Genomic DNA, 19,770 nt, shown 5'->3' on the forward strand with positions numbered 1-19,770 from the left:
CCCGAGGAGGTTGGCATGTGCGGCCGTTACGCCGCGACGAAAGACCCGGCGAAGCTGGTCGAGGAGTTCGCCGCGGTCGACCTGACCGAGGGCCGGGCGCGAGCGGACCACAACGTCGCGCCGACCAAGAACGTCGTGACCGTGGTGCAGCGGCATCCGCGCGACGCCGACGGGCTCGTCCTGGAAGACGAACCGGCGGAGCGTTCGCTGCGGATCATGCGCTGGGGCCTGGTCCCGTTCTGGGCCAAGGATCCTTCGGCGGGTTCGCGGATGATCAACACCCGCGCGGAAACCGCGAAGGAAAAGCCCGCGTTCAAGCGCGCACTGGCGTCGCGGCGGTGCCTGGTTCCCGCCGACGGCTGGTTCGAGTGGCGGCGCACGGGCAAGGAGAAGGAGCCGTTCTACATGACGGATCCCTCCGGGAATTCGCTCGCCTTCGGCGGAATCTGGGAAAGCTGGCGTCCCAAGGACGACAAGGACGCCGAGCCGCTGATCACCTTCTCGATCATCACGACGGACGCCGAAGGCCAGCTCACCGACGTGCATCACCGGATGCCGCTGATCGTGCCGCGTGACCATTGGGCGGGCTGGCTCGACCCGGACCGGTCCGAAGTGGACGAACTGATGGTGCCGACCCCGCCCGCGCTCGTGGAATCGCTGGAGCTGCGGCCGGTGTCGAGCCTGGTGAACAACGTCCGCAACAACGGTCCGGAATTGTTGCGGCGCACGGAAACCGAGCAGTCCGTCGACTCGCTGTTCGACCTGTCATGACCACCCTCGAGATCGACACCGAACACGGGCCCGCCCGGGTCGAACTGCACTGCGCACCCGACGGCGACGCGGTCCTGCTCCTCGGCCACGGCGCTGGCGGCGGCATCGGAGCGAAGGACCTCGTGGCGGTAGCCCAGGCAGCCAAGGCGGCCGGGATGCATGTGGCGCTGGTGGAACAGCCTTACCGGGTGGCTGGCCGGCGTGCTCCGGCTCCGGCCAAGCAACTGGATACGGCTTGGCTGACCGTGGCGGACGAGGTTTCCGCTCGGTTCGACGATTTGCCGCTGGTGTTCGGCGGTCGTTCTTCCGGGGCGCGGGTCGCCTGCCGGACGGCTTCGGCGGGGCAGGCGGTCGCGGTGTTGTGCTTGGCTTTTCCGGAGCATCCGCCGGGGAAACCAGAGAAATCGCGGCAGGCGGAACTGGACGCGGTCGAGGTGCCCGCGCTGGTGATCCAGGGGGAGCGGGATCCGTTCGGGAGGCCTTCGGCCGCGCCGCACCATGAGATCGTGGTGGTGGCTGGGGACCATACGCTGGCGAGCGATCTGGACGCGGTGGCGCGGGCCGCGGCGGAGTGGTTGGGGCGGGTTGTCCGGCCGCATCTGTGACGGGGCTGGTTCTCGTTTTGGCTGCGGTGGGTTGGTTGTTGTGGTTCGCGTGTTTCTGTGACCGGCCAGCTGTCGGTGTTTCCGCAGGGGGGCGCGGGTTCGACTCCTGTGATGGTCGTGTGTCCGCGTTTGTGACCGGCCGGGCTGCGGCACTTTCGTCAGGTCCTTGCTCGCGGGTTTCGGTTGCTGCGGATCGCGTGTGGTCGGTTTTGCTGACTCATCGGGCTGTGCCCGGTTTGGTCGAGTTCTTCTCACCGCGCCGTTCTAGCGGCTCCACCAGGCGGGCTGTGGATAGTTCGACTCGGCGTATCTGCAGGTCAGTGCCTGTTCGACTGGGTTATCCACAGCTTGGCTGGTCTGTGGGCAACTGACGGAGAACCCGGTTTTCAGTCAGGGGTGGCGGATAGACTGGGCAAGGGCAGCCCCCCCGGTGGAGGGCGGGGGTGCGCTCGCTGGCTTCCGCCCCGGACTGCGACATCGGCGCGAGAAAGGCCACCCGTGCCAGGGTGGATTTCATGACTGCCAACGCTTCCGACGAATCCCTCGCCAACGACTACGACACCTTCGGCGAGGACTACGCGATCGAAACCGAGCACAGTCTCATCAACGCCTACTACACCCGCCCCGCGATTCTCGACCTCGCTGGCGACGTGACCGGCCGCAAGATCCTCGACGCGGGCTGCGGCGCCGGACCGTTGTTCGCCTCGTTGAGAGACCGAGGCGCGCACGTGAGCGGCTTCGATTTCAGTGCCACCATGGTCCGCCTGACGAGGCAGCGACTCGGCGAGGACGCGGACCTCCGGGTCGCCGACCTCAGCCAGCCGTTGCCTTACGCCGACCAGCAGTTCGACGACGTCATCGCGGCCTTGGTCCTGCACTACCTGGAGGACTGGACCGCGCCGCTGGCGGAATTGCGGCGGATCATCCGGCCCGGCGGGCGGCTGATCCTGGCCGTCAACCACCCGATCCTCTACAAATTCATCCACCCCGAGGGCAACTACTTCGCCACCGAACGCTGGTCCGAGGAGTACACCTTCAACGGCCAAAAGGGCGTGCTCGAGTACTGGCACCGTCCGCTGCACGCGATGACCGACGAATTCACCAAGGCCGGGTTCCGCACGTCAGTGGTCAGCGAGCCGTATCCGGCAGAAGGCGCGCGCGAGAAGTTCCCTGACGAAATGCAAGGCAAGGAAGCCTTCCTGTGCTTCCTGTTCTTCGTTCTGGAAGCCGTTTAGCCCGCCGCGATCTCGGCCACCACCGCGCCAGTCAGCCGCACCAATTCGGCCGGGTCCAGCTCCACCTCAAGACCTCGCCGGCCGCCGGAGCAGAACATCGTCGGGTAGTTCAGCGCTGAGCCGTCCAGGACCACCGGCAGGCGGCTCCGGTGGCCGAGCGGCGAAATTCCGCCGAGGACGTACCCGGTGGCCCGCTGCGCGGCGGCGGGGTCGGCCATTTTCGCCTTCTTGCCCCCGGCCGCGGCGGCGAGAGCCTTCAGATCAAGCTGGCCGGTGACGGGCACCACGCCGACGACGAGTTTCCCGTCCACGTCCGCGACCAGCGTTTTGAACACCCGCCCTGGCTCCAGGCCCAGCGCTTCCACCGCCTCCAGGCCGAACGACTCCGCCCGGGGATCGTGGTCGTAGGTGTGCACGGTGTGCGTCACCTTCTGCTTCTGCAGCAGTGCCGTCGCCGGAGTGCCCTTGCCCGCCATGCGGGGGAGTCTACGAAAGCGGCCGGGAATGCCCGGTGGGCGCGTTCTGTTACACCGATCGTGACCACCACGCTCGCCATCCCCCGTCCCGCGAGGAGCCGTCCCGGGACCGGCTTCCCGAACCCCCGCGTAAACTCGGTGCTGCCGTATGCGCAGACGCGCATCGACGCCGAACGGGAAGGGAACGGTTTGCCGAGCACCCCCAACTCCGCGCCGGAGACGGCGGCCGACGAGCTGGAGCTCGCCGAGCGCTTCGAGCGCGACGCGATGCCCCTGCTCGACCAGCTGTATGCGGCCGCTATGCGGATGACCCGCAACCCGTCCGACGCCGAGGACCTGGTCCAGGAGACCTACCTGAAGGCGTACGCGGCGTTCGCGTCCTTCAAGGCAGGCACGAACCTCAAGGCGTGGATGTACCGCATCCTCACCAACACCTACATCAACGGCTACCGCAAACGTCAGCGGCAGCCGGTGCAGCAGCCCACGGACGAGATCAGCGACTGGCAGATCGCCCGGGCGGAAAGCCACACCTCGAGCGGCCTTCGCTCGGCCGAGGTCGAGGCGATGGACAACCTCCCGGACACCGACGTGAAGGCGGCGCTGCAGAAGCTGCCCGAGGAGTTCCGGCTCGCGGTCTACCTCGCCGACGTCGAGGGCTTCGCGTACAAGGAGATCGCCGAGATCATGGACACTCCGATCGGCACCGTGATGTCCAGGCTGCACCGCGGCCGCGCGCAGCTGCGCGACCTGCTGGCCGACGTCGCGCGCGAGCGCGGCTTCATCCGGGGGAACCGCGAGGAGGTGGCGAAACGATGAGCTCGGAAGACGTGCCCGCGGAGAAGATGCCCTGCGAGGACGCGCTCGCGGAGATCTACCTGCTGCTGGACCGCGAATGCAGTCCGGAGCGGGACGCGGAACTGCGCAGGCACATCGAGGACTGCCCGCCGTGCCTCGAGGAGTACGGCATCGACGAGCAGCTCAAGCATCTGCTCGCCCGCAAATGCGGCGGCGACCTCGCCCCGGCGGAGCTGAAGAGCAGGCTGCGCGCCTCCATCCGGCAGACCGTCGCCACGCAGGGCGGCGTCACCGTGGAGCGCACCGAGATCAGCGTGGAGCAGCGCACCAGCCGCGACTGACCGCAGCACGACAACGGCCCCCGTACCGGATCCGGTGCGGGGGCCGTGTCACGTCCGGCGAGGACTCAGGAGTTGGGCTTCTTGCCGTGGTTGGCGCCGTTCTTCTTGCGGTCGCGACGCTTGCGGGCGCGCTTCGACATGTTCTCTCCTCGGTGTGCGCTGAGTGTCCCGGGGCGGGGTTCGACACACCGGCCGGGCACGGGTCAACCGTTCAAGTGTGGCATGCGGCTCGGAGACACCTCGGCGGCACCCGTCGTACGCTCTGGTTGGATGGACTCAGGAGGTGCGCAGGCATGAACGAACTCACCGCATCCGAGGGCGGCCGGTAGCCGTGTCGACCCTTTCCGACCTGCTCGCCGAGAACACCGGCCTGCCCGGCGAAGCGGCCGACCACCTGCAGACCGTCGTCGCGGAGTGGCAGCTGCTGGCCGACCTTTCGTTCGCCGACTTCCTGCTCTGGGTTCCGGTTTCCGCCGAGCACCAGCCCGACGGCGGCGATTTCGTGTGCGTCGCGCACGCCCGGCCGACCACCGCGCCCACCGCGCATCCCGAGGACGTCGTCGGCACGCGGTTCACCGTGGACGAGCATCCGCAGCTGGCCAAGGCCATGCGCGAGGTCAAGATCTGCCGCGAGGAAGACCCGCACTGGTACCGCGACCTGCCGATGCGCCGCGAAGCGGTGCCGGTGAGCTTCGGCGGCGAGGTGATCGCCGTGCTGAGCCGCGAGACCAACCTCGCCGCGCCGCGCGTGCCGAGCCCGCTGGAGATCGCCTACCTCGGCAGCGCGGGCGACCTGTGCCAGATGATCGTGGACGGCACCTTCCCGCCCGCCGGCGGCAACCAGACCGACACGCACACCAGCCCGCGCGTCGGCGACGGTCTCGTCCGGCTCGACCAGGCCGGCACCGTCGTGTTCGCCAGCCCCAACGGCCTGTCCGCCTACCACCGGATGGGCCACGAATCGGACCTCGTCGGGCAGCGGCTGGCCCCGCTCACCCGGTCGCTGATCCGCGATCCGTTCGACGCCACCGAGGTCTCGCACCGGATCATCGAGGCCCTCGACGGCAAGCCGTCCACCCGCACCGAGGCCGACTCGAAGCGCGGCGCGGTCGTGCTGTTCCGTGCGCTGCCGCTGCGCCCGGCCGGGCAGCCCGCGGGCGCGTTGGTGCTGGTCCGCGACGTCACCGAGGTCAAGCGCCGGGATCGCGCGCTGATGTCGAAGGACGCCACGATCCGCGAGATCCACCACCGCGTGAAGAACAACCTGCAGACCGTCGCCGCGCTGCTGCGGCTGCAGTCGCGGCGCACCACGAGCGAGGAGGCCCGGCTGGCGCTGGGCGAATCGGTGCGGCGGGTGTCGTCGATCGCGATGGTGCACGAGGCGCTGTCGATCTCCGTCGACGAGCGCGTGGACCTGGACAAGCTGCTCGACAACGTGCTGCCGATGGTCGGCGAGGTCGCCACCGCGGAATCGCAGGTCGGCATGACCCGCAAGGGCTCGTTCGGCGTGGTCGTGGCCGAGATCGCGACGCCGCTGGTGATGGTGCTGGCCGAACTGGTTCAGAACGCGATCGAGCACGCGTTCCCGCAGGGCCGGCCCGGCAAGGTCGAGCTGATCGTGGAGCGGTCGGCGCGCTGGCTGGACATCCTGATCCGCGACAACGGCCGCGGCCTGCCGTCCGGGTTCTCGCTGGAGCGCAGCGACGGCCTCGGCCTGCAGATCGTGCGGACGCTGGTCGAATCGGAACTGCGCGGGTCGCTTTCGCTGCGCCAGGTCCGGACCGACGAGGCGGGCAACCGGGTACCGGGCACGGAAGCGGCGCTGCGGATTCCGTTGTCGCGGCGGCTCTAGAAAACCCGGCGACAGCCTGGTCGCGCCGGATTACTGTCCGGGCGCATGTCTGACCTCACGTGGCGGCCGCTCACGAAAGCGGACGCCCAGTCCTCGGCCGATCTGCTCAACGCCATCGAGGCGGTCGACCGGATCGGCGAGTACTACACCGCGGAGGACACTCTCCAGGAGCTGATTGATCCGTACGCCGATCTCGAACGCGCGAGCCTCGCCGCGTTCGACGGCGAGCGCATGGTCGGCTACCTGAAAATCCGCTACAAGCAGTTCGCGGACGAGGTCGACCGGGTGTTTCTCGACGGCGGGGTGCATCCGGCCTGCCGCCGTCGCGGAATCGGCACCACGCTCGTGAAAGCCGGAATCGAAGCGGCGAGAACGGTGCACGCGGCGCACCACCCGGAGCTGAGGCTCTTTGTGGACGTCCACAAAGCCGAACACATCGAGGGCGTGCCGGAACTCCTTCGCTCGCAAGGGTTCGCGCCGGTCCGGTATTTCCAGCGGATGGAACATCCGCTGGGCGGCGCGGTCGCGCCGGTGCCCGGCGAGTTTCAGGCCGAGCGGTGGTCGGCGGAGAACGCCGACGAGTTCCGGCTCGTCCGCAACGAGTCCTTTGTGGATCATTGGAACGCGCCGCCGCTGCCCGCGGACGCGTGGCAGAACAAATTCGCCAGCCACACCCTCCAGCCCGAGATCAGTTTTCTGCTGCGGGACAAGGCAACCGGCGCTCCGGTGAGCCTCGTGCTGACCCTGTCCTGGGCGGCCGACACCGAGACGACCGGCATTCGCGACGCGCATCTCATGGTGATCGGCACGGTTCCCGGTTACCGGAACCGCGGGCTCGCCACGGCGGCGATCGGGTGTGCGCTGCGGGCCGCCGCCGAGCACGGGTACGACCAAGCCAGCCTCGTCGTCGATTCAGCGAGCGAGGCCGGGGCTCCCGGAGTTTTCGCGCGCGCCGGGTTCACGCCCAAGATGCGTTATGTGCGCTGGGCTCTCGAGGCGTGAAGTGTCCACATCGGACCCCAGACGCGTTGAAGGGCCGGTACCCGTGAAGCTCGGCGGTACCGGCCCGTTCAACGTTCCGCGGGAGGACTTGGATAGTCCTGGGTGAGGCGGCACCCGGATGCGGGGTGGCCGTCCTCGGTTGTTACGCTCGAACCGGGTATGTGTCGCCATGTGCGGCACGGGCACGCGAATGCCCGCCGGGCGAAAGTCCGGTCCGAAGTGGTGGTGCTTGCGATTCTGGGTGCTGCAGCTGAGTCGTAAGACTCAGGCGGTGGTACGCGTGCCGATGTGCGTACGGCGGCGCTTGAGCGCGCGTCGCTCGTCTTCGCTCATTCCGCCCCAGACGCCGGCGTCCTGGCCGCTGGCCAAAGCCCAGGCCAGACAGTCGGAAGCTGCGGGGCAGCGGTGGCACACGGCCTTCGCCTCGGAGACCTGCAACAGAGCCGGACCGCTGGTTCCCACCGGGAAGAACAGCTCGGGGTCCTCGTCTCGGCAGGCCGCGTCGTGGCGCCAGTCCATGTTCGTGAGCTCCTTCACAGTGACGCGGGAGGGCCGCGCCACAGTAGTGGCGGTCGTGTTTTTGGGTGCTTGTGAATGCTTTCACGAAGCACCGCGTTCGACAAGGGTTTCGCCAAGATCGGTGAGTCAGCTCACCCGGCCGAGCTATGCCTCTGACCTGCGGTTTCGTTCTGAAAAGGTCCGCTCGCCGGAAGGCCGGTGCGGTGAACGGAGGGTTTGCGTCGCCGAGCGGCAAGGCGCACTTTGCCGCGGGCGATCAGTGGTCACTCGGCTATCCGACTACGGTGAGTGCATCCGGAACGCTCTGGAACTCGACCCGGGTGCGTTGCCCGACGAGGTCCCCGTCGACCTGGAAGTTGACCGGTTCAGCTGCGTCGATGCGGATGAGAGGCACATCGTCGCGGCGGAGCAGACGGCGGCCGTGCTGATCGCTCTCCGTGAGGAGAGCTTGCCGTACATGCGTGAACACGGTGGGCAATCGCAGACCGTTCAACGCGAACAGACCCAATCCGGTCTCGAACGAGCAGCCGGAGTTGAGGTGGACCGGGCGTTCCCCGAGGTAAGTCCACGGATCGGTGTTCGACACGAACGCCGTCACCGCCTCGGCCGGTTCCTCGCCCGGGATCCGGACGGTCAGGGCCGGCCGTCCGAGCGGAGGCCGGAAGTAGGAGCGGACGGCGGCCCGCAGATAGAGGCTCGCGCTGGTTTGCTTGCCGCGCCGTTTCGCGACGCGGCCCACGACGTCGGCGTCCCAGCCGAGCCCCGCGTTGAAGGTGAACCAGTGCCCGTCGGCCAGTCCGAGGCCGATCCGCCGGGTCCGTTCGGTTTCCAGCGCGGTGAGCAACTGGTGGGTCGCCTCGACCGGATCGGCGGGCAGTCCGGCCGCGCGCGCGAAAACGTTGGCCGAGCCGCCGGGCACGACGCCGAGCATCGGGACGGACCCGGAGCGTCCGGGAGCACCCGCGGAATCGGCGAGCAGGCCGTTGACGACCTCGTTGACCGTGCCGTCGCCGCCGTGCGCCACCACCAGGTCGTAGCCGTCGCGGGCCGCCGAACGGGCCACCGCGAGCGCGTGCCCGCGGTAGTCGGTTTCGACGACGTCCAGCTTCACCTGGCTGGCCAGCGCGTGCGCCAGCACGTCCCGGCCACCCGCGGTGGTCGAGGTGGCCTGGGGGTTCACGACGAGGATGGCGCGCACTACCGCAGGGTAAGTGCTTTCCGCCCGGCGGACGTACCTCCAGCGCCACATGGTGACGCGAAGCTCAGCCGCTCGCGCGCGCCGTCCCGGCTCGGTGACCTTGGCGACCCTGTGGCGGGCGGTCCTCCTCTGCAGACGGCGAAACTCCGCGCGTCGTGACAAGTGCACCCGGGCCGACCGCCCGCTCATCGACGACTGCCTTGATTTTCTCTTCGACCGCCGCCCCGGAAAACGGCCGACCGGGTGGCATACGATCGGTAGTGCTCACGCACGGTGACTCGCGCTGGTCGGGTGGCTGTGCCCCCGCCCGGAAGTCCCCGCGAAGTTCCGCACAGCAGCTGAAAGGGCCGCGCCCGTGTCGCATCCCGAGAACCCGCCGCCCACCCCGCTCGAGGTCCGCCTCGCCGGCGTCCTGACCGGGCTGCCCGGGCTGGGCCTGCTGGTCTTCGGCGTGGTGCTGCTGGTGCACGGGCTGCAGAACCCGCCGATCCCGGGCAACAACGTGTGGGCCGAATTCGGCACCTACGCGGTGCTCGCGCTGATCTTCCTCGCCGCGTCGGTCGGGCTGCTGCTCGGGCAGACGTGGGCGCGTTCGCCCGGCGTCGTCGTGGCGCTGCTGGTGATCGGGGTCGGCTGGTACCTGCTCGGGCCGTCCGGACAGCCGCTGTGGGGCGTGCCGATCGGGCTGTTCGGGCTGGCGGCGCTGGTGCTGCTGTTCCGCCGTCCGTCGCGGGCGTGGGCGCTCGGAATGCACGACGACGAGACCGAGGAAGAGGCGGCCGAACGCGGCGGGCTCGCGGGACGGCGGGCCGAGCGGGAGCGCCGCGAACAGGATTGAGCGACCGTGACGTCACGTCATAGCGGGCAGGTGACGCGGCGACACTGGTCGTGACCCCTCTCTGGCGATGGAATCGGTACTGCGCAACCGAATTCATCCGAATTCCGAAGAGGGGAACCCATGAGGAGACTGCGTCTCGTCGTGACCAGCACCGCGGCCCTGTGCGGGCTGCTCGCCGGAGCGATACCGGCAGCGGCGGACACCGCCGAGAGCCCGGCCCGCTACGCCGCTCAAACGCTGGACTGGCACGCCTGCGCCCCGGGCGAGCTGGCCGATCTGCCACCGGGCACCGACATCTCGGGGCTCGAATGCTCCAGCTACCGCACGCCCCGGGACTGGGACCGTCCGGACGACGGGCAGGAGCTGACCATCGCGATCAGCAGGCTCAAGTCCACCGGCACCACCACGGCGTCGGTGCTCACCAACCCGGGCGGCCCCGGCGGCGCCGGGCGCTGGTTCCCGGTCACGCTGCGCGGCCAGGAAAAGCTGCGGCAGCACCAGGAGATCATCGGCATCGACACCCGGGGCACCGGCCGCAGCACCAACGTCACCTGCGGCGGTGCGTTCGGCACCGGCGCCGATCTCGACCCGCGTAACCGGGATCCGCGCAACCTGAACCAGATCGTCGACGCGACCCGGTACACGGCGATCGCTTGCCACCAGGCCGCGGGCGAGCTGGGGGAGCTGATCAGCACTTTCCAGAACGTGCGGGACCTCGACCTGCTGCGGACCCTGCTCGGCCGGGACAAGATCAACTGGATCGGGTACTCGGCGGGCACCTGGCTCGGCGCGCATTACGCCCAGCAGTTCCCGCAGCACACCGGCCGGTTCGTGCTGGACTCCTCGACCCAGTTCACCGGAACCTGGCAGCAGTCGTTCGACTTCCAGCCGGCGGGCTACGAACGCCGCTGGCGGCAGGACTTCCTGCCGTGGCTGGCCCGCTACGACGCCAAGTACCACTTCGGCACGACCGGAGAGGCGGCCCGGCAAACCTACGAGAGCGTCCGGTACGCGCTGACCCGCGAGCCGGTCGAGCCGAACGGCAAGAAGATCGGCGCGGTCGCGCTGGACTCGTTCCTCGTCGGCGCGCTCAAGGCCAAGAGCCAGTTCCCGCTGATCGCCGCGACGCTGGTCAAGGTCAAGACGCTGACCGACGCGCGGTCCTCCGCGCAAGCCAAGGACGACGCCCGCGCGGCGCTCGGCAAGACATTGTCGGAGAAGAAGAACGCCGGTCCGCTGGACACGACGGCCGGTTCCGATGACGCCATGGCGGCGACGCTGATCACCACCTTGTGCAATGACGGGCCGTGGACGGGCAACCGCCAGTCGATGATCCACCGGTCGCAGAAATACCTCGACCAGGGCGTGACGCTGCACAGTTCGCTGTGGATGGGGCTCCAGGTCTGCGCCTTCTGGCCGGGCCAGCCGCGGCCGATGCCGGTGCTGGACGGCAAGGGCGTGCCGCCGGTGGTGATCGTGCAGTCCGAACACGACCCGGCCACGCCGATCGAAGGCGCGCGGAAGGCGCACGCTGAGTTCCAGAACTCGCGGCTGCTGACCGTTGCCGGGGAAGGCGATCACGGGATTTACGGGATTGGCGGCAACAAGGCCGTTGACAAGGTGGTCGACGACTATCTGGTCGACGGTGTCGTCCCGGCGGATCAAAGCCTGCCCGGGCTGCCGTTGCCCACGCCGTAGAAGGTCGTGAGTGCCTATGCCGGTTAGAACCGGCGTAGGCACTCACGAGTCTCACGCTTCTTTGGCGAGCACCTTCAACGGCTCGTCCGTCAGCCGATACACCGACCACTCATCCTGCGGCAACGCGCCCAGCGCCCGGTAGAACCCGACCGCCGGATTCCAGTTGAGCACCGACCACTCCAGCCGGTGGTAGCCCTTGTCCACGCACTCCGCGGCCAATGTCGCCAGAAGTACCTTGCCGAGGCCCGAACCGCGCTGTTCCTCGCGTACGTACAGGTCTTCCAGGTAGATCCCATGCGTGCCGCGCCAGGTGGAGAAGTTCAAGAACCACAAGGTGAATCCGGCGATCTCGCCGTCCACTTCGGCCACGTGGCCGAACAGCGCCGGGGCCTCGCCGAACAGCGCGCCGTGCAGTTGCTCGGAAGTGAGATGGCATTCCTGCGGGGCGCGTTCGTACTCGGCCAGCGCGTAGACGAGCTCCACGACGGCGTCGACGTCTTCCGGCCGGATCCGCCGTACGCGGGGGTCGGTCACTTCATCCCTCCAGTGCGGGCAGCAGGTTCAGGTGCTCGATCTGCGGTTCGCCGCGCTCGTCGCCGAGCACCGCGAGACCGGCCGGGTCCAGTCCGAAGTGGACACCCGCGGTGCCGGGCAGGCCGAGCCAGCGCGCGACGAGCACGCGGCTGAAGTGCCCGTGTCCGACCAGGACCACGTCGCCGTTCTCGATTTCGCGCCGGGCCCGGTCGAGCACCTTGTCCGCGCGCGCCTGTACGTCCTCCGCGCTTTCGCCGCCGGGGATCGGGCGCGTCCAGACGGTCCAGTCCGGAACCGTCTCGCGGATCTCCGGCGTGGTGACGCCTTCGTAGTCGCCGTAGTCCCACTCGGCCAGGTCCTCGGTGACCTCGTCCACGCGCAGGCCGGCGAGTTCCGCCGTGCGCAGCGCGCGGCCGCGCGGGCTGGAAAGCACCAGCCCCGGTCCGCCGAGCAAGGTTCGCAGGGTACCGCCCGCCGCGCGTGCCTGGTCCTCGCCCGCCGGGGTCAGCGGGATGTCGGTGCGCCCGGTGTGCTTGCCGTTCGACGACCATTCGGTCTGGCCGTGCCGGAGAAGAAAGAGCCGATGTGCCACGCGGCCGAATATAGCCGGGGCGGGTTTGCCCGGCAGGTTCGTCGTGTGCGAGGCTACTGGTGAGTAACTTCACCTGGGAGGTGCTGATGGGTTCGCCGTCGACGTACGGGCTGTGGCGCAAGCTGGCCGCCAAACCTGGTGGCAAGCAGCTGTTTTCCGCCGCGATGTGCCTGCGCGTGCCCTACTTCGGCACCGTCTTGCCGACCATCCGCGAGATCCGTCCCGGGCACTGTTCGGTGACCGCGCCGAAGTGGTGGGGTGTGCACAACCACATCCGGACGTTCCACGCGATCGCCGCCTGCAACCTCGCCGAGATCGCGATGGGCATGCTGGCCGAGGCCACCGTCCCGGCCACGCACCGGTGGCTGCCCAAGGGCATGGAAGTGAGTTACGTCGCGAAAGCCGAAACGGGGCTGCGCGCGATCGCTGAATTGCCGGAGATCCCCGAGTTCGGCTCCGAGGGATTCGATCTTCCGGTTCCGGTGCGGATCGTGGACTCGCGCGGCACCGAGGTGGTCACCGCGACGATCACCGTGTGGGTCACGCCCCGGAAAGCCGCCTGACCGGCGAAACCTGTACGTCCCGTTACCCCGGCCGAGTGAAACTTAACACCGTTTACTGGGCAAATGCGAATAGCGTTCGTTTTAGCCTTGCCAGGGTGCTCCGCGCCACGTCAGCATGCCGGGCATGGCCTCCCTCAACCGTCGCCGATTCCTCGGCCTCGCCGCGCTGAACTCCGCCGCGGCCCTCGGACTGACCAGCATTTCGGCGACGACCGCGCGCGCGGCCACCGTCGCGCCGCTGCCGGACTACTCGCCCGCGGTGGTGATCGGCACCGGGTACGGCGCGGCGGTCACCGCGCTGAGGCTCGGCGAGGCGGGCGTGCCCACGGTGATGCTCGAAATGGGCCAGCTGTGGAACGAAGCGGGCCCGGACGGCAAGGTCTTCTGCGACATGCTGAAGCCGGACCGGCGGTCGATGTGGTTCAAGAAGCGCACTGAAGCGCCGCTCGCGTCGTTCCTGTGGCTGGACATCGCGAACCACGACATCGATCCGTACGCCGGGGTGCTGGACCGGGTGAACTACGGCGGGATGTCGGTGTACGTCGGGCGCGGCGTCGGCGGCGGATCGCTGGTGAACGGCGCGATGGCGGTGCAGCCGAAGCGTTCGTACTTCGAGGAAATCCTGCCGCAGGTGGACGCCGACGAGATGTACGGCAAGTACTACCCGCGCGCCAACGCAGGACTCGGCGTGAACCACATCGACGAGGACTGGTTCGAGACCTGCAAGTCGTACCAGTTCGCACGCGTTTCCCGGAAAGCCGCGCAGAAAACCGGCTTGAAGACCACGTTCGTGCCGAGCGTCTACGACTTCGACTACATGAAGCAGGAAGAGGCTGGCACTGTCGAGCGTTCGGCGCTCGCGTCCGAGGTCATCTACGGCAACAACCACGGCAAACGCTCGCTGGACAAGACGTATCTCGCCGCCGCGCTCGGCACCGGGCACGTGACGATCCAGACGCTGAGCGAGGTCCGCGAGATCATTCAGCAGCAGGACGGCACGTACACGCTCGTCGTGCGCGAATCCGACGCGCTCGGCAACGTGCTCTCCACCAAGCACCTGTCCACGAAGTACCTGTTCCTCGGCGCGGGCAGCCTCGGCTCGACCGAACTGCTGGTGCGCGCCCGCGACACCGGTCGGCTGCCGCGGCTGTCCGAGGCCGTCGGGCAGGGCTGGGGTACCAACGGCAACGTGATGCTCGGCCGCGCCAACCACGTGTGGGACACGACCGGCAGCCTGGAAGCCGGGATGCCCGCGCTCGGCATCGACGACTGGGACAACCCGACGCATCCGGTGTTCGCCGAGATCGCGCCGGTGCCCGCCGGGCTCGAGACGTGGGCGAGCCTGTACCTGGCGATCACCAAGAACCCCGAGCGCGGCCACTTCACCTACGACTCCGCCAGCGATTCGGTGAAACTGCAGTGGACGCCGGACCAGGGGCAGCCGTCGATCGACGCGGCGAAATCGTTGTTCGACCGGATCAACAAGGCGAACTCCACGATCTACCGCTACGACCTCTTCGGCGACACTCGGGCGTTCGAGAACCGCTTCACCTACCACCCGCTCGGCGGATTGGTGCTCGGCGACGCGACCGACAACTACGGGCGCGTGAAGGGCTACCGGAACCTGTATGTGACGGACGGTTCGCTGATTCCGGGCAGCACCGGCGTGAACCCGTTCGTGACGATCACCGCGCTGGCCGAGCGCAATATCGAACGGGTCATCGCCGAGGACGGCGTGCGCGCCTAGCGGTGCGCTGAGCGCAGCTTTTCGTAGTACGCCACGCAATCCGCATACGACGGCAGCAGGCCCTGGTCGAGCGCTTCGGCCAGGGTCGGCGCTGCTTTGTCCTTTTCGGACACAATAGGCGCCAGTTCGGCGGGCCACGGCAGGTCCAGCGCCGGGTCGAGCGGGTTGATCCCATGCTCGCCCGCCGGGTTGTACGGCTCCGAGCAGAGATACGACATCGCGGTGTTGTCTTCCAGCGCGATGAAGGCGTGCCCGATCCCTTCGGCCACGTACACGGCGTGGAATTCGGACGAATCGAGCCGCACCGAATCCCATTCGCCGAACGTCGGCGAGCCGACGCGCAGGTCCACCACCACGTCCAGCAGCGAACCGACCGGGCAGTAGACGTACTTCGCCTGTCCCGGCGGGGTGTCGGCGAAGTGCACGCCGCGGATCGAGCCCGCGCGGGAAACGCTGTGGTTCGTCTGCGCGACGCGCAGCGGGTGCCCGGTCGCGCGAACGATCGCTTCCTCCTGGAGCGGCGCGGCGAACAACCCGCGCTCGTCGGGGAACACGCGCGGGACGAACTCGAAAGCGTCGGGGACCTTGAGCGGGCGGAACTCCATGGCCGTCACCATATCGAGTGCGATTTCCGGCACCGGAACGGAACTGCTTCCGAAACCGGACGGACGTCTTGGGAATCGCGAATCTGTGACATGAGCCGCACCGAGGGGTCGGGTCCGACCGGGGGCCTGTCATGATTGACGAACCGCAGCGTCGGCGGCCATCGCCACACCCCACGGATCGGATGGCCGTGCAGACGCCTCGCCGACAGGCCGGCGCTACCGCGCTGGGCTGCCGTCCGGAGGACGAGTTCCCACACGCGACGGGCGTGTTCGCCCGTCGACCAGGTGGTCCCCCGCTCGCAGTCCCAGGAGTACGTTCGATGACCCAGACCCATCCGCCCGCTTCCGTCATTCCCACGACAGGAACCCCGATGACCGACCAGGCCAGCACCGTCGCGGCCGTGACCGACGCCGAGATCTTCACCGGGCACGAGGGCGGCAAGCTCTCCGTGGCGGCGACCCGGCCGATCTCCGACCCGCGCGACCTCTCGATCGCCTACACGCCCGGCGTGGCGAAGGTGAGCCGCGCGATCGCCGAGGACGCGGCCAAGGCGAAGCGGTACACCTGGGCGGACCGGCTTGTGGCAGTGGTCAGCGACGGCACCGCGGTGCTCGGCCTCGGGGACATCGGCGCGAGCGCGTCGCTGCCGGTCATGGAGGGCAAGTCGGTCCTCTTCAAGACCTTCGGCGGGCTGGACTCGATCCCGCTGGTGCTCGACACCACCGACGTCGACGAGATCGTCGAGACCCTGGTCCGGCTGCGCCCGTCGTTCGGCGCGGTCAACCTCGAGGACATCTCCGCGCCGCGCTGCTTCGAGCTGGAGGACAAGCTCAAGGAAGCGCTGGACTGCCCGGTCATGCACGACGACCAGCACGGCACCGCGATCGTCACCCTCGCCGCCCTGCGCGGCGCGAACCTGGTGCTCGACCGCGACATCGCCGGCGAGCGCGTCGTGGTGTCCGGGGCGGGCGCGGCTGGGGTGGCCTGCGCGAAGATCCTGCTCGCGGCCGGCGTCGCGGACGTGACGGTGCTCGACTCGCGCGGCATCGTGCACGCGGGACGCGAGGACCTGAACCCGATCAAGCGGCAGCTGGTGGAGACCACGAACAAGGCCGGGCTGACCGGCGGTCTCGCCGAGGCGCTGCGCGGGGCCGACGTGTTCCTCGGCTTGTCCGGGGCGACTATCGATCCTTCACTGCTGTCGACGATGGCGGACGACTCGATCGTGTTCGCGCTGTCCAATCCGGACCCGGAGGTGCACCCGGCGGTCGCCGCGCAGCACGCGGCGATTGTTGCCACTGGGCGCAGCGATTTCCCGAACCAGATCAACAACGTGCTGGCGTTCCCTGGGGTGTTCCGCGGGGCGCTGGACGCTGGGGCGCGGGCGATTACGGAGAACATGAAGCTGGCTGCCGCGGACGCGATCGTGGCCGTGGCTTCGGATGATCTCGGGCGGGATCGGATTGTGCCTAGTCCGTTGGATCCGCGGGTTGCGCCGGAGGTCGCTGCTGCGGTGGCCAAGGCTGCTGAGCAGGACGGCGTGACTGGCTGATCTTCTTGTGGGAAGGCCCTCTGGTGCTGGTTGCCGGGGGTCTTTCTTTTTGCCGTCATTTTGGACTTGCTGGTCCATTTTTTGGTCGGCACGGTGGGTCTCATGAAGATCGGATTGCGCGGGTACGGCGTTTGGCAGGCCGGGGCGTTGACGACTCCGGCGATGGCTTCCGAGATCGAGCAGCTGGGGTATTCGGCGTTGTGGCTCGGTGGTCCTGGGGTGGATCTGGCCGGGATCGACGAGCTGCTGGCGGCTACCGAGTCGTTGGTGGTGGGGTCGAGCATCGTCAATGTCTGGTCGGGGGATCCGGCTGTGTTGGCGGCCTCGTATCACCGGGTCAGCGAGCGGTTTCCTGGGCGGTTTGTGCTCGGGGTCGGGGTTGGGCATCGGGAGCAGTCGGCGGGGTACGAGCGCCCGATGGACGCGGTTCGGCGGTTTCTCGATGTGCTGGACGAGGGTGGGGTGCCGGTTTCTGGGCGGGTGCTCGCCGCGTTAGGGCCGAGGATGTTGGAGTTGGCTGCTGAGCGGGCTGGCGGGGTGGTGCCGTATTTGGTTCCGCCCGCGCATACGCGGATGGCTCGGGAGGCGGTGGGGTCTTCCGGGTTCGTGGCTCCTGAGCAGAAGGTCGTGGTGGATTCGGATGCGGTTCGGGGTCGAGGGGTGGCTCGGCCTCGGGTGGAGCATCCTTATTTGGGGTTGGTTAATTATGTGAGCAATTTGCGGCGGTTGGGGTATTCGGAAGAGGATGTGGCTGGGTCTGATCGGTTGATTGACGATCTCGTGGCGGTGGGGGATGTTTCGTCGGTTGCTCGGCGGCTGGGGGAGCATCGGGCGGCGGGGGCGGATCATGTTGTGGTGCAGGTGATTACGGAGAAGTACCAGATGCATCCGGGGTTGCCTGGGGTGCGGTTGCAGGTTTATGACGACGAGGTGCTGGGGGTTTATCGGGAGTTGGCTGAAGGGTTGTTTTAGGGGTGGCTCGTCGCCTGGCGGCGACATTGCTGCCTTGGTTGCGCGGGGCACCCCGAAGCTGATTGTGATGACAGTCTGCGGGGGCTTGTCAAGGCGGGAAAGATGTCTTGACAAGCCCCCGCAGACTGCATTTCTGGTTTCGTATCGGGGTGCGGGGGTGGTTGTGGGTGCCTGGTTTCGTTGGGCGCATCGCGGCGGTGGACCGTCGAGGGTCGTGAGGGGAACCCTGAGGGAATCAGATTCCCTCAGGGTTCCCCTCACGGCAGCTTTCGGGCGGGCAGAGATGGGCCGCGTGCGCGAGCCCCGGCGAAGGTGAGTGCGCTGGCGTGGAGGGCTCCGCAATCTGGCCGCTAGGGTGCCTGCAATCTGGCCGCGGCTGGATCTTCAATCCAGCCGCTCTGCCCGCTTCAATCTGGCCGCTCAGCGACGCGCGAGGGTTAGCCGGGGAGCAGCTCCGCCAAGCGGTGTCGGGGGACATCCACCAGTCGTAGGTCCGCAAGGTCCGCAGGGACGTTCAGTGCGGCGTTCGCCAGCCTCGCGTGGGCGCGGGTCAGCAGGTCGGACGGGTGGTCCACTACGTCTGCCGCGACGATGGCGTGGCGGTTGTCCGGGGTGCTGCGGAGCAGGCGCAGCCGATACTTGTCCGCTACCAGCGAGGTCAGGGCTGCTTGTGCGGCGGCGTCCGCGAGGTCGGGGTGGTTGTTCGGCACCAGCAGCGCCAGGCGGCGGGCGTTGGTGCCCAGCAGGGTGCGCAGGAGCCATGGGCCTGGATCGGCCGAGAGGTCCATGGCGACGGCGTCGCCCTCGGGGCCGGACGTGGCCCAGCCGACGGGGCGGGTTTCCAGGGCTAGGCCGCCTTCGGAGGCGATTTCCCGGGCGGCGGCCAGCAGTCCCGGTTTGGTGGCGGCCGCTTCCACTGATTGCGGGCCGTGCGTGTAGATCGCGGAGCTTCCCTTGCGGGCGAACGATTTCTTGGCCTTCGCGGTTGGCTGGCAGACGTAAAGGTCCGCTGCGCTGCCGATGGCTTGTGCGCCGGTGTAGCGGTTGAAGTCGGGGAGGATTGCCTCGAAGGTGAGGCCCAGGGTGGCTAGCGAACGCTGTACCTGTGCGCCTAGGGCGGGGTGGCGCGGGCTGTAGCCGTAAGCCAGGAGGATTCGGCCTTCGGTGGGTTCGCGCAAAGCTTGCACTGCGCGGGCGGCGAAGAGGCCCATGCCTTCGGGCGTGTAGGGCGGATCGCTGAAGACCAGGTCTGCTTTGCCAGTCAGCGCGGGAGGCAGGCCGACGCGCAAATCGGCGTGGGCGGTGAAGATGCTGCGTTCGCCGGTGGTGTCCAGGTAGGACAGGACGCGTTCGTCCAGGTCCACTACGGACAGTTCGGCCTCCGGGCACACTGCGCGCACAGCAAGCGAAGTCAGGTCGTGGTCGCCTAGGAAGAGGACCTTGCTGCGGCGGAGGTCGTAGCGAGAGTTCAGCCACAATGCGCGGCGCAGCACCGTCTCCGGCGTGGCTTGCACGTGGTCCAGGGCGGCCAGCGGCGGCGGGACGGCGGCGATGCGTTCGGCCAGCATGGTGAGCAGGGCGGGCTGGTCTGCGACTGCGGCGTCGAGGGGATCGGGCAGAGGAGGCAGGGAGTAAGCGGCGTAGGCGGGGCGCGAGTCAGGGGCGATTCGGACGCCAGCGGGAGAGCGTTCCAGGTCCGGTTCCAGCGCCGCGAGAAGGTCTTCGACGCTTCGGCGCGGGGCCGCGGTGAGCCGCACTAGGTCGGGCAGTTCGTAGGAGCCGCTGCGCAGCAGGCCTAGTACCTCGTAGAGCGGGCGGACGGCGGCACCGTGTGCGGCGAGGACGTCGTCTAGGGCGGTCACGGGGTCCCAGAC

The 19,770-nt window shown here is 68.4% G+C and carries 21 protein-coding genes; 13 read left to right on the top strand and 8 right to left on the bottom strand.

Annotation, left to right across the window (positions count from 1 at the left end; all coding sequences use genetic code 11):
- The first annotated feature begins 15 nt into the window (after positions 1-15).
- From ACWDNU_RS23380 to ACWDNU_RS23390, 3 genes are all read left to right on the top strand, one after another.
- Positions 16-771: an SOS response-associated peptidase gene (locus tag ACWDNU_RS23380; protein WP_449670456.1), complete on the top strand. Its 756-nt coding sequence runs from the start codon at positions 16-18 to the stop codon at positions 769-771.
- Positions 768-1,376 carry an alpha/beta hydrolase family protein gene (locus tag ACWDNU_RS23385; RefSeq protein WP_354750353.1) on the top strand — a complete coding sequence of 203 codons (609 nt, stop codon included), beginning with the start codon at positions 768-770 and terminating at the stop codon, positions 1,374-1,376. The genes ACWDNU_RS23380 and ACWDNU_RS23385 overlap by 4 nt, the downstream gene beginning before the upstream one ends.
- A gap of 515 nt (positions 1,377-1,891) precedes the next feature.
- Positions 1,892-2,611, top strand: coding sequence for a class I SAM-dependent methyltransferase (locus tag ACWDNU_RS23390; RefSeq protein WP_449670457.1), 720 nt, complete (start codon positions 1,892-1,894; stop codon positions 2,609-2,611).
- Here ACWDNU_RS23390 and ybaK read toward each other — a convergent pair.
- Positions 2,608-3,087, bottom strand: a complete 480-nt coding sequence (gene ybaK / locus ACWDNU_RS23395) for a Cys-tRNA(Pro) deacylase (RefSeq protein WP_370934324.1) — start codon at positions 3,085-3,087, stop codon at positions 2,608-2,610. The two genes, ACWDNU_RS23390 and ybaK, sit on opposite strands and share 4 nt — an antisense overlap.
- Positions 3,088-3,276: 189 nt before the next feature.
- On the opposite strand from ybaK, the gene ACWDNU_RS23400 reads away from it, so the two are divergent.
- Together ACWDNU_RS23400 and rsrA are read left to right on the top strand one after the other, a co-directional pair.
- Entirely contained in the window at positions 3,277-3,903 is a 627-nt protein-coding gene (locus tag ACWDNU_RS23400) for a sigma-70 family RNA polymerase sigma factor (protein ID WP_037355674.1), read from the top strand.
- Positions 3,900-4,223, top strand: coding sequence for a mycothiol system anti-sigma-R factor (gene rsrA, locus ACWDNU_RS23405; RefSeq protein WP_370934325.1), 324 nt, complete (start codon positions 3,900-3,902; stop codon positions 4,221-4,223). The genes ACWDNU_RS23400 and rsrA overlap by 4 nt, the downstream gene beginning before the upstream one ends.
- A 65-nt stretch (positions 4,224-4,288) precedes the next feature.
- On the opposite strand, the gene ACWDNU_RS23410 is transcribed toward rsrA, so the two are convergent.
- A complete protein-coding gene (locus ACWDNU_RS23410) occupies positions 4,289-4,363 on the bottom strand; it encodes a 50S ribosomal protein bL37 (RefSeq protein ID WP_369299112.1) in 75 nt (24 codons plus the stop codon).
- A gap of 191 nt (positions 4,364-4,554) precedes the next feature.
- Between ACWDNU_RS23410 and ACWDNU_RS23415 the strand changes: the two genes are divergently transcribed.
- Positions 4,555-6,075 carry a sensor histidine kinase gene (locus ACWDNU_RS23415; RefSeq protein ID WP_344270812.1) on the top strand — a complete coding sequence of 507 codons (1,521 nt, stop codon included), beginning with the start codon at positions 4,555-4,557 and terminating at the stop codon, positions 6,073-6,075.
- A gap of 45 nt (positions 6,076-6,120) precedes the next feature.
- Positions 6,121-7,077, top strand: coding sequence for a GNAT family N-acetyltransferase (locus tag ACWDNU_RS23420; protein WP_449670458.1), 957 nt, complete (start codon positions 6,121-6,123; stop codon positions 7,075-7,077).
- Between the two features lie 264 nt (positions 7,078-7,341).
- Here ACWDNU_RS23420 and ACWDNU_RS23425 read toward each other — a convergent pair whose 3' ends face one another.
- Together ACWDNU_RS23425 and ACWDNU_RS23430 are read right to left on the bottom strand one after the other, a co-directional pair.
- Complete coding sequence (locus tag ACWDNU_RS23425; protein WP_009082948.1) at positions 7,342-7,596, bottom strand: WhiB family transcriptional regulator; 255 nt, start codon at positions 7,594-7,596, stop codon at positions 7,342-7,344.
- A 271-nt stretch (positions 7,597-7,867) separates the two neighbouring features.
- Entirely contained in the window at positions 7,868-8,794 is a 927-nt protein-coding gene (locus tag ACWDNU_RS23430) for a diacylglycerol/lipid kinase family protein (RefSeq protein WP_116202565.1), read from the bottom strand.
- 355 nt (positions 8,795-9,149) lie between these two features.
- Here ACWDNU_RS23430 and ACWDNU_RS23435 point away from each other — a divergent pair, with 355 nt between their 5' ends.
- Together ACWDNU_RS23435 and ACWDNU_RS23440 are read left to right on the top strand one after the other, a co-directional pair.
- Entirely contained in the window at positions 9,150-9,632 is a 483-nt protein-coding gene (locus ACWDNU_RS23435) for a hypothetical protein (protein ID WP_370934327.1), read from the top strand.
- A gap of 120 nt (positions 9,633-9,752) precedes the next feature.
- On the top strand, positions 9,753-11,330 hold the full coding sequence (locus tag ACWDNU_RS23440) for an alpha/beta hydrolase (protein ID WP_449670459.1): 1,578 nt from the start codon (positions 9,753-9,755) through the stop codon (positions 11,328-11,330).
- A gap of 51 nt (positions 11,331-11,381) precedes the next feature.
- On the opposite strand, the gene ACWDNU_RS23445 is transcribed toward ACWDNU_RS23440, so the two are convergent.
- Both ACWDNU_RS23445 and ACWDNU_RS23450 read right to left on the bottom strand, forming a co-directional pair.
- Positions 11,382-11,864, bottom strand: a complete 483-nt coding sequence (locus ACWDNU_RS23445; RefSeq protein WP_009082938.1) for a GNAT family N-acetyltransferase — start codon at positions 11,862-11,864, stop codon at positions 11,382-11,384.
- A gap of 1 nt (position 11,865) precedes the next feature.
- Entirely contained in the window at positions 11,866-12,456 is a 591-nt protein-coding gene (locus ACWDNU_RS23450; RefSeq protein ID WP_449670460.1) for an acid phosphatase, read from the bottom strand.
- Positions 12,457-12,542: 86 nt separating this feature from the next.
- Here ACWDNU_RS23450 and ACWDNU_RS23455 point away from each other — a divergent pair, with 86 nt between their 5' ends.
- Both ACWDNU_RS23455 and ACWDNU_RS23460 read left to right on the top strand, forming a co-directional pair.
- Complete coding sequence (locus ACWDNU_RS23455; RefSeq protein ID WP_449670469.1) at positions 12,543-13,019, top strand: hotdog fold domain-containing protein; 477 nt, start codon at positions 12,543-12,545, stop codon at positions 13,017-13,019.
- Between the two features lie 124 nt (positions 13,020-13,143).
- Positions 13,144-14,766 carry a GMC oxidoreductase gene (locus ACWDNU_RS23460; protein ID WP_449670461.1) on the top strand — a complete coding sequence of 541 codons (1,623 nt, stop codon included), beginning with the start codon at positions 13,144-13,146 and terminating at the stop codon, positions 14,764-14,766.
- Here the strand turns inward: ACWDNU_RS23460 and ACWDNU_RS23465 are convergent.
- Complete coding sequence (locus ACWDNU_RS23465; protein ID WP_370934331.1) at positions 14,763-15,371, bottom strand: dTDP-4-dehydrorhamnose 3,5-epimerase family protein; 609 nt, start codon at positions 15,369-15,371, stop codon at positions 14,763-14,765. The genes ACWDNU_RS23460 and ACWDNU_RS23465 overlap by 4 nt on opposite strands.
- Positions 15,372-15,742: 371 nt before the next feature.
- Between ACWDNU_RS23465 and ACWDNU_RS23470 the strand changes: the two genes are divergently transcribed.
- Both ACWDNU_RS23470 and ACWDNU_RS23475 read left to right on the top strand, forming a co-directional pair.
- On the top strand, positions 15,743-16,924 hold the full coding sequence (locus tag ACWDNU_RS23470) for an NAD(P)-dependent malic enzyme (RefSeq protein ID WP_354750378.1): 1,182 nt from the start codon (positions 15,743-15,745) through the stop codon (positions 16,922-16,924).
- A 30-nt stretch (positions 16,925-16,954) separates the two neighbouring features.
- Positions 16,955-17,896 carry a TIGR03620 family F420-dependent LLM class oxidoreductase gene (locus ACWDNU_RS23475; protein ID WP_449670462.1) on the top strand — a complete coding sequence of 314 codons (942 nt, stop codon included), beginning with the start codon at positions 16,955-16,957 and terminating at the stop codon, positions 17,894-17,896.
- 437 nt (positions 17,897-18,333) lie between these two features.
- Here ACWDNU_RS23475 and ACWDNU_RS23480 read toward each other — a convergent pair whose 3' ends face one another.
- Complete coding sequence (locus tag ACWDNU_RS23480; protein WP_370934333.1) at positions 18,334-19,758, bottom strand: bis-aminopropyl spermidine synthase family protein; 1,425 nt, start codon at positions 19,756-19,758, stop codon at positions 18,334-18,336.
- Between the last annotated feature and the right edge of the window lie 12 nt (positions 19,759-19,770).

The sequence above is a fragment of the Amycolatopsis sp. NPDC003676 genome (assembly GCF_053587275.1).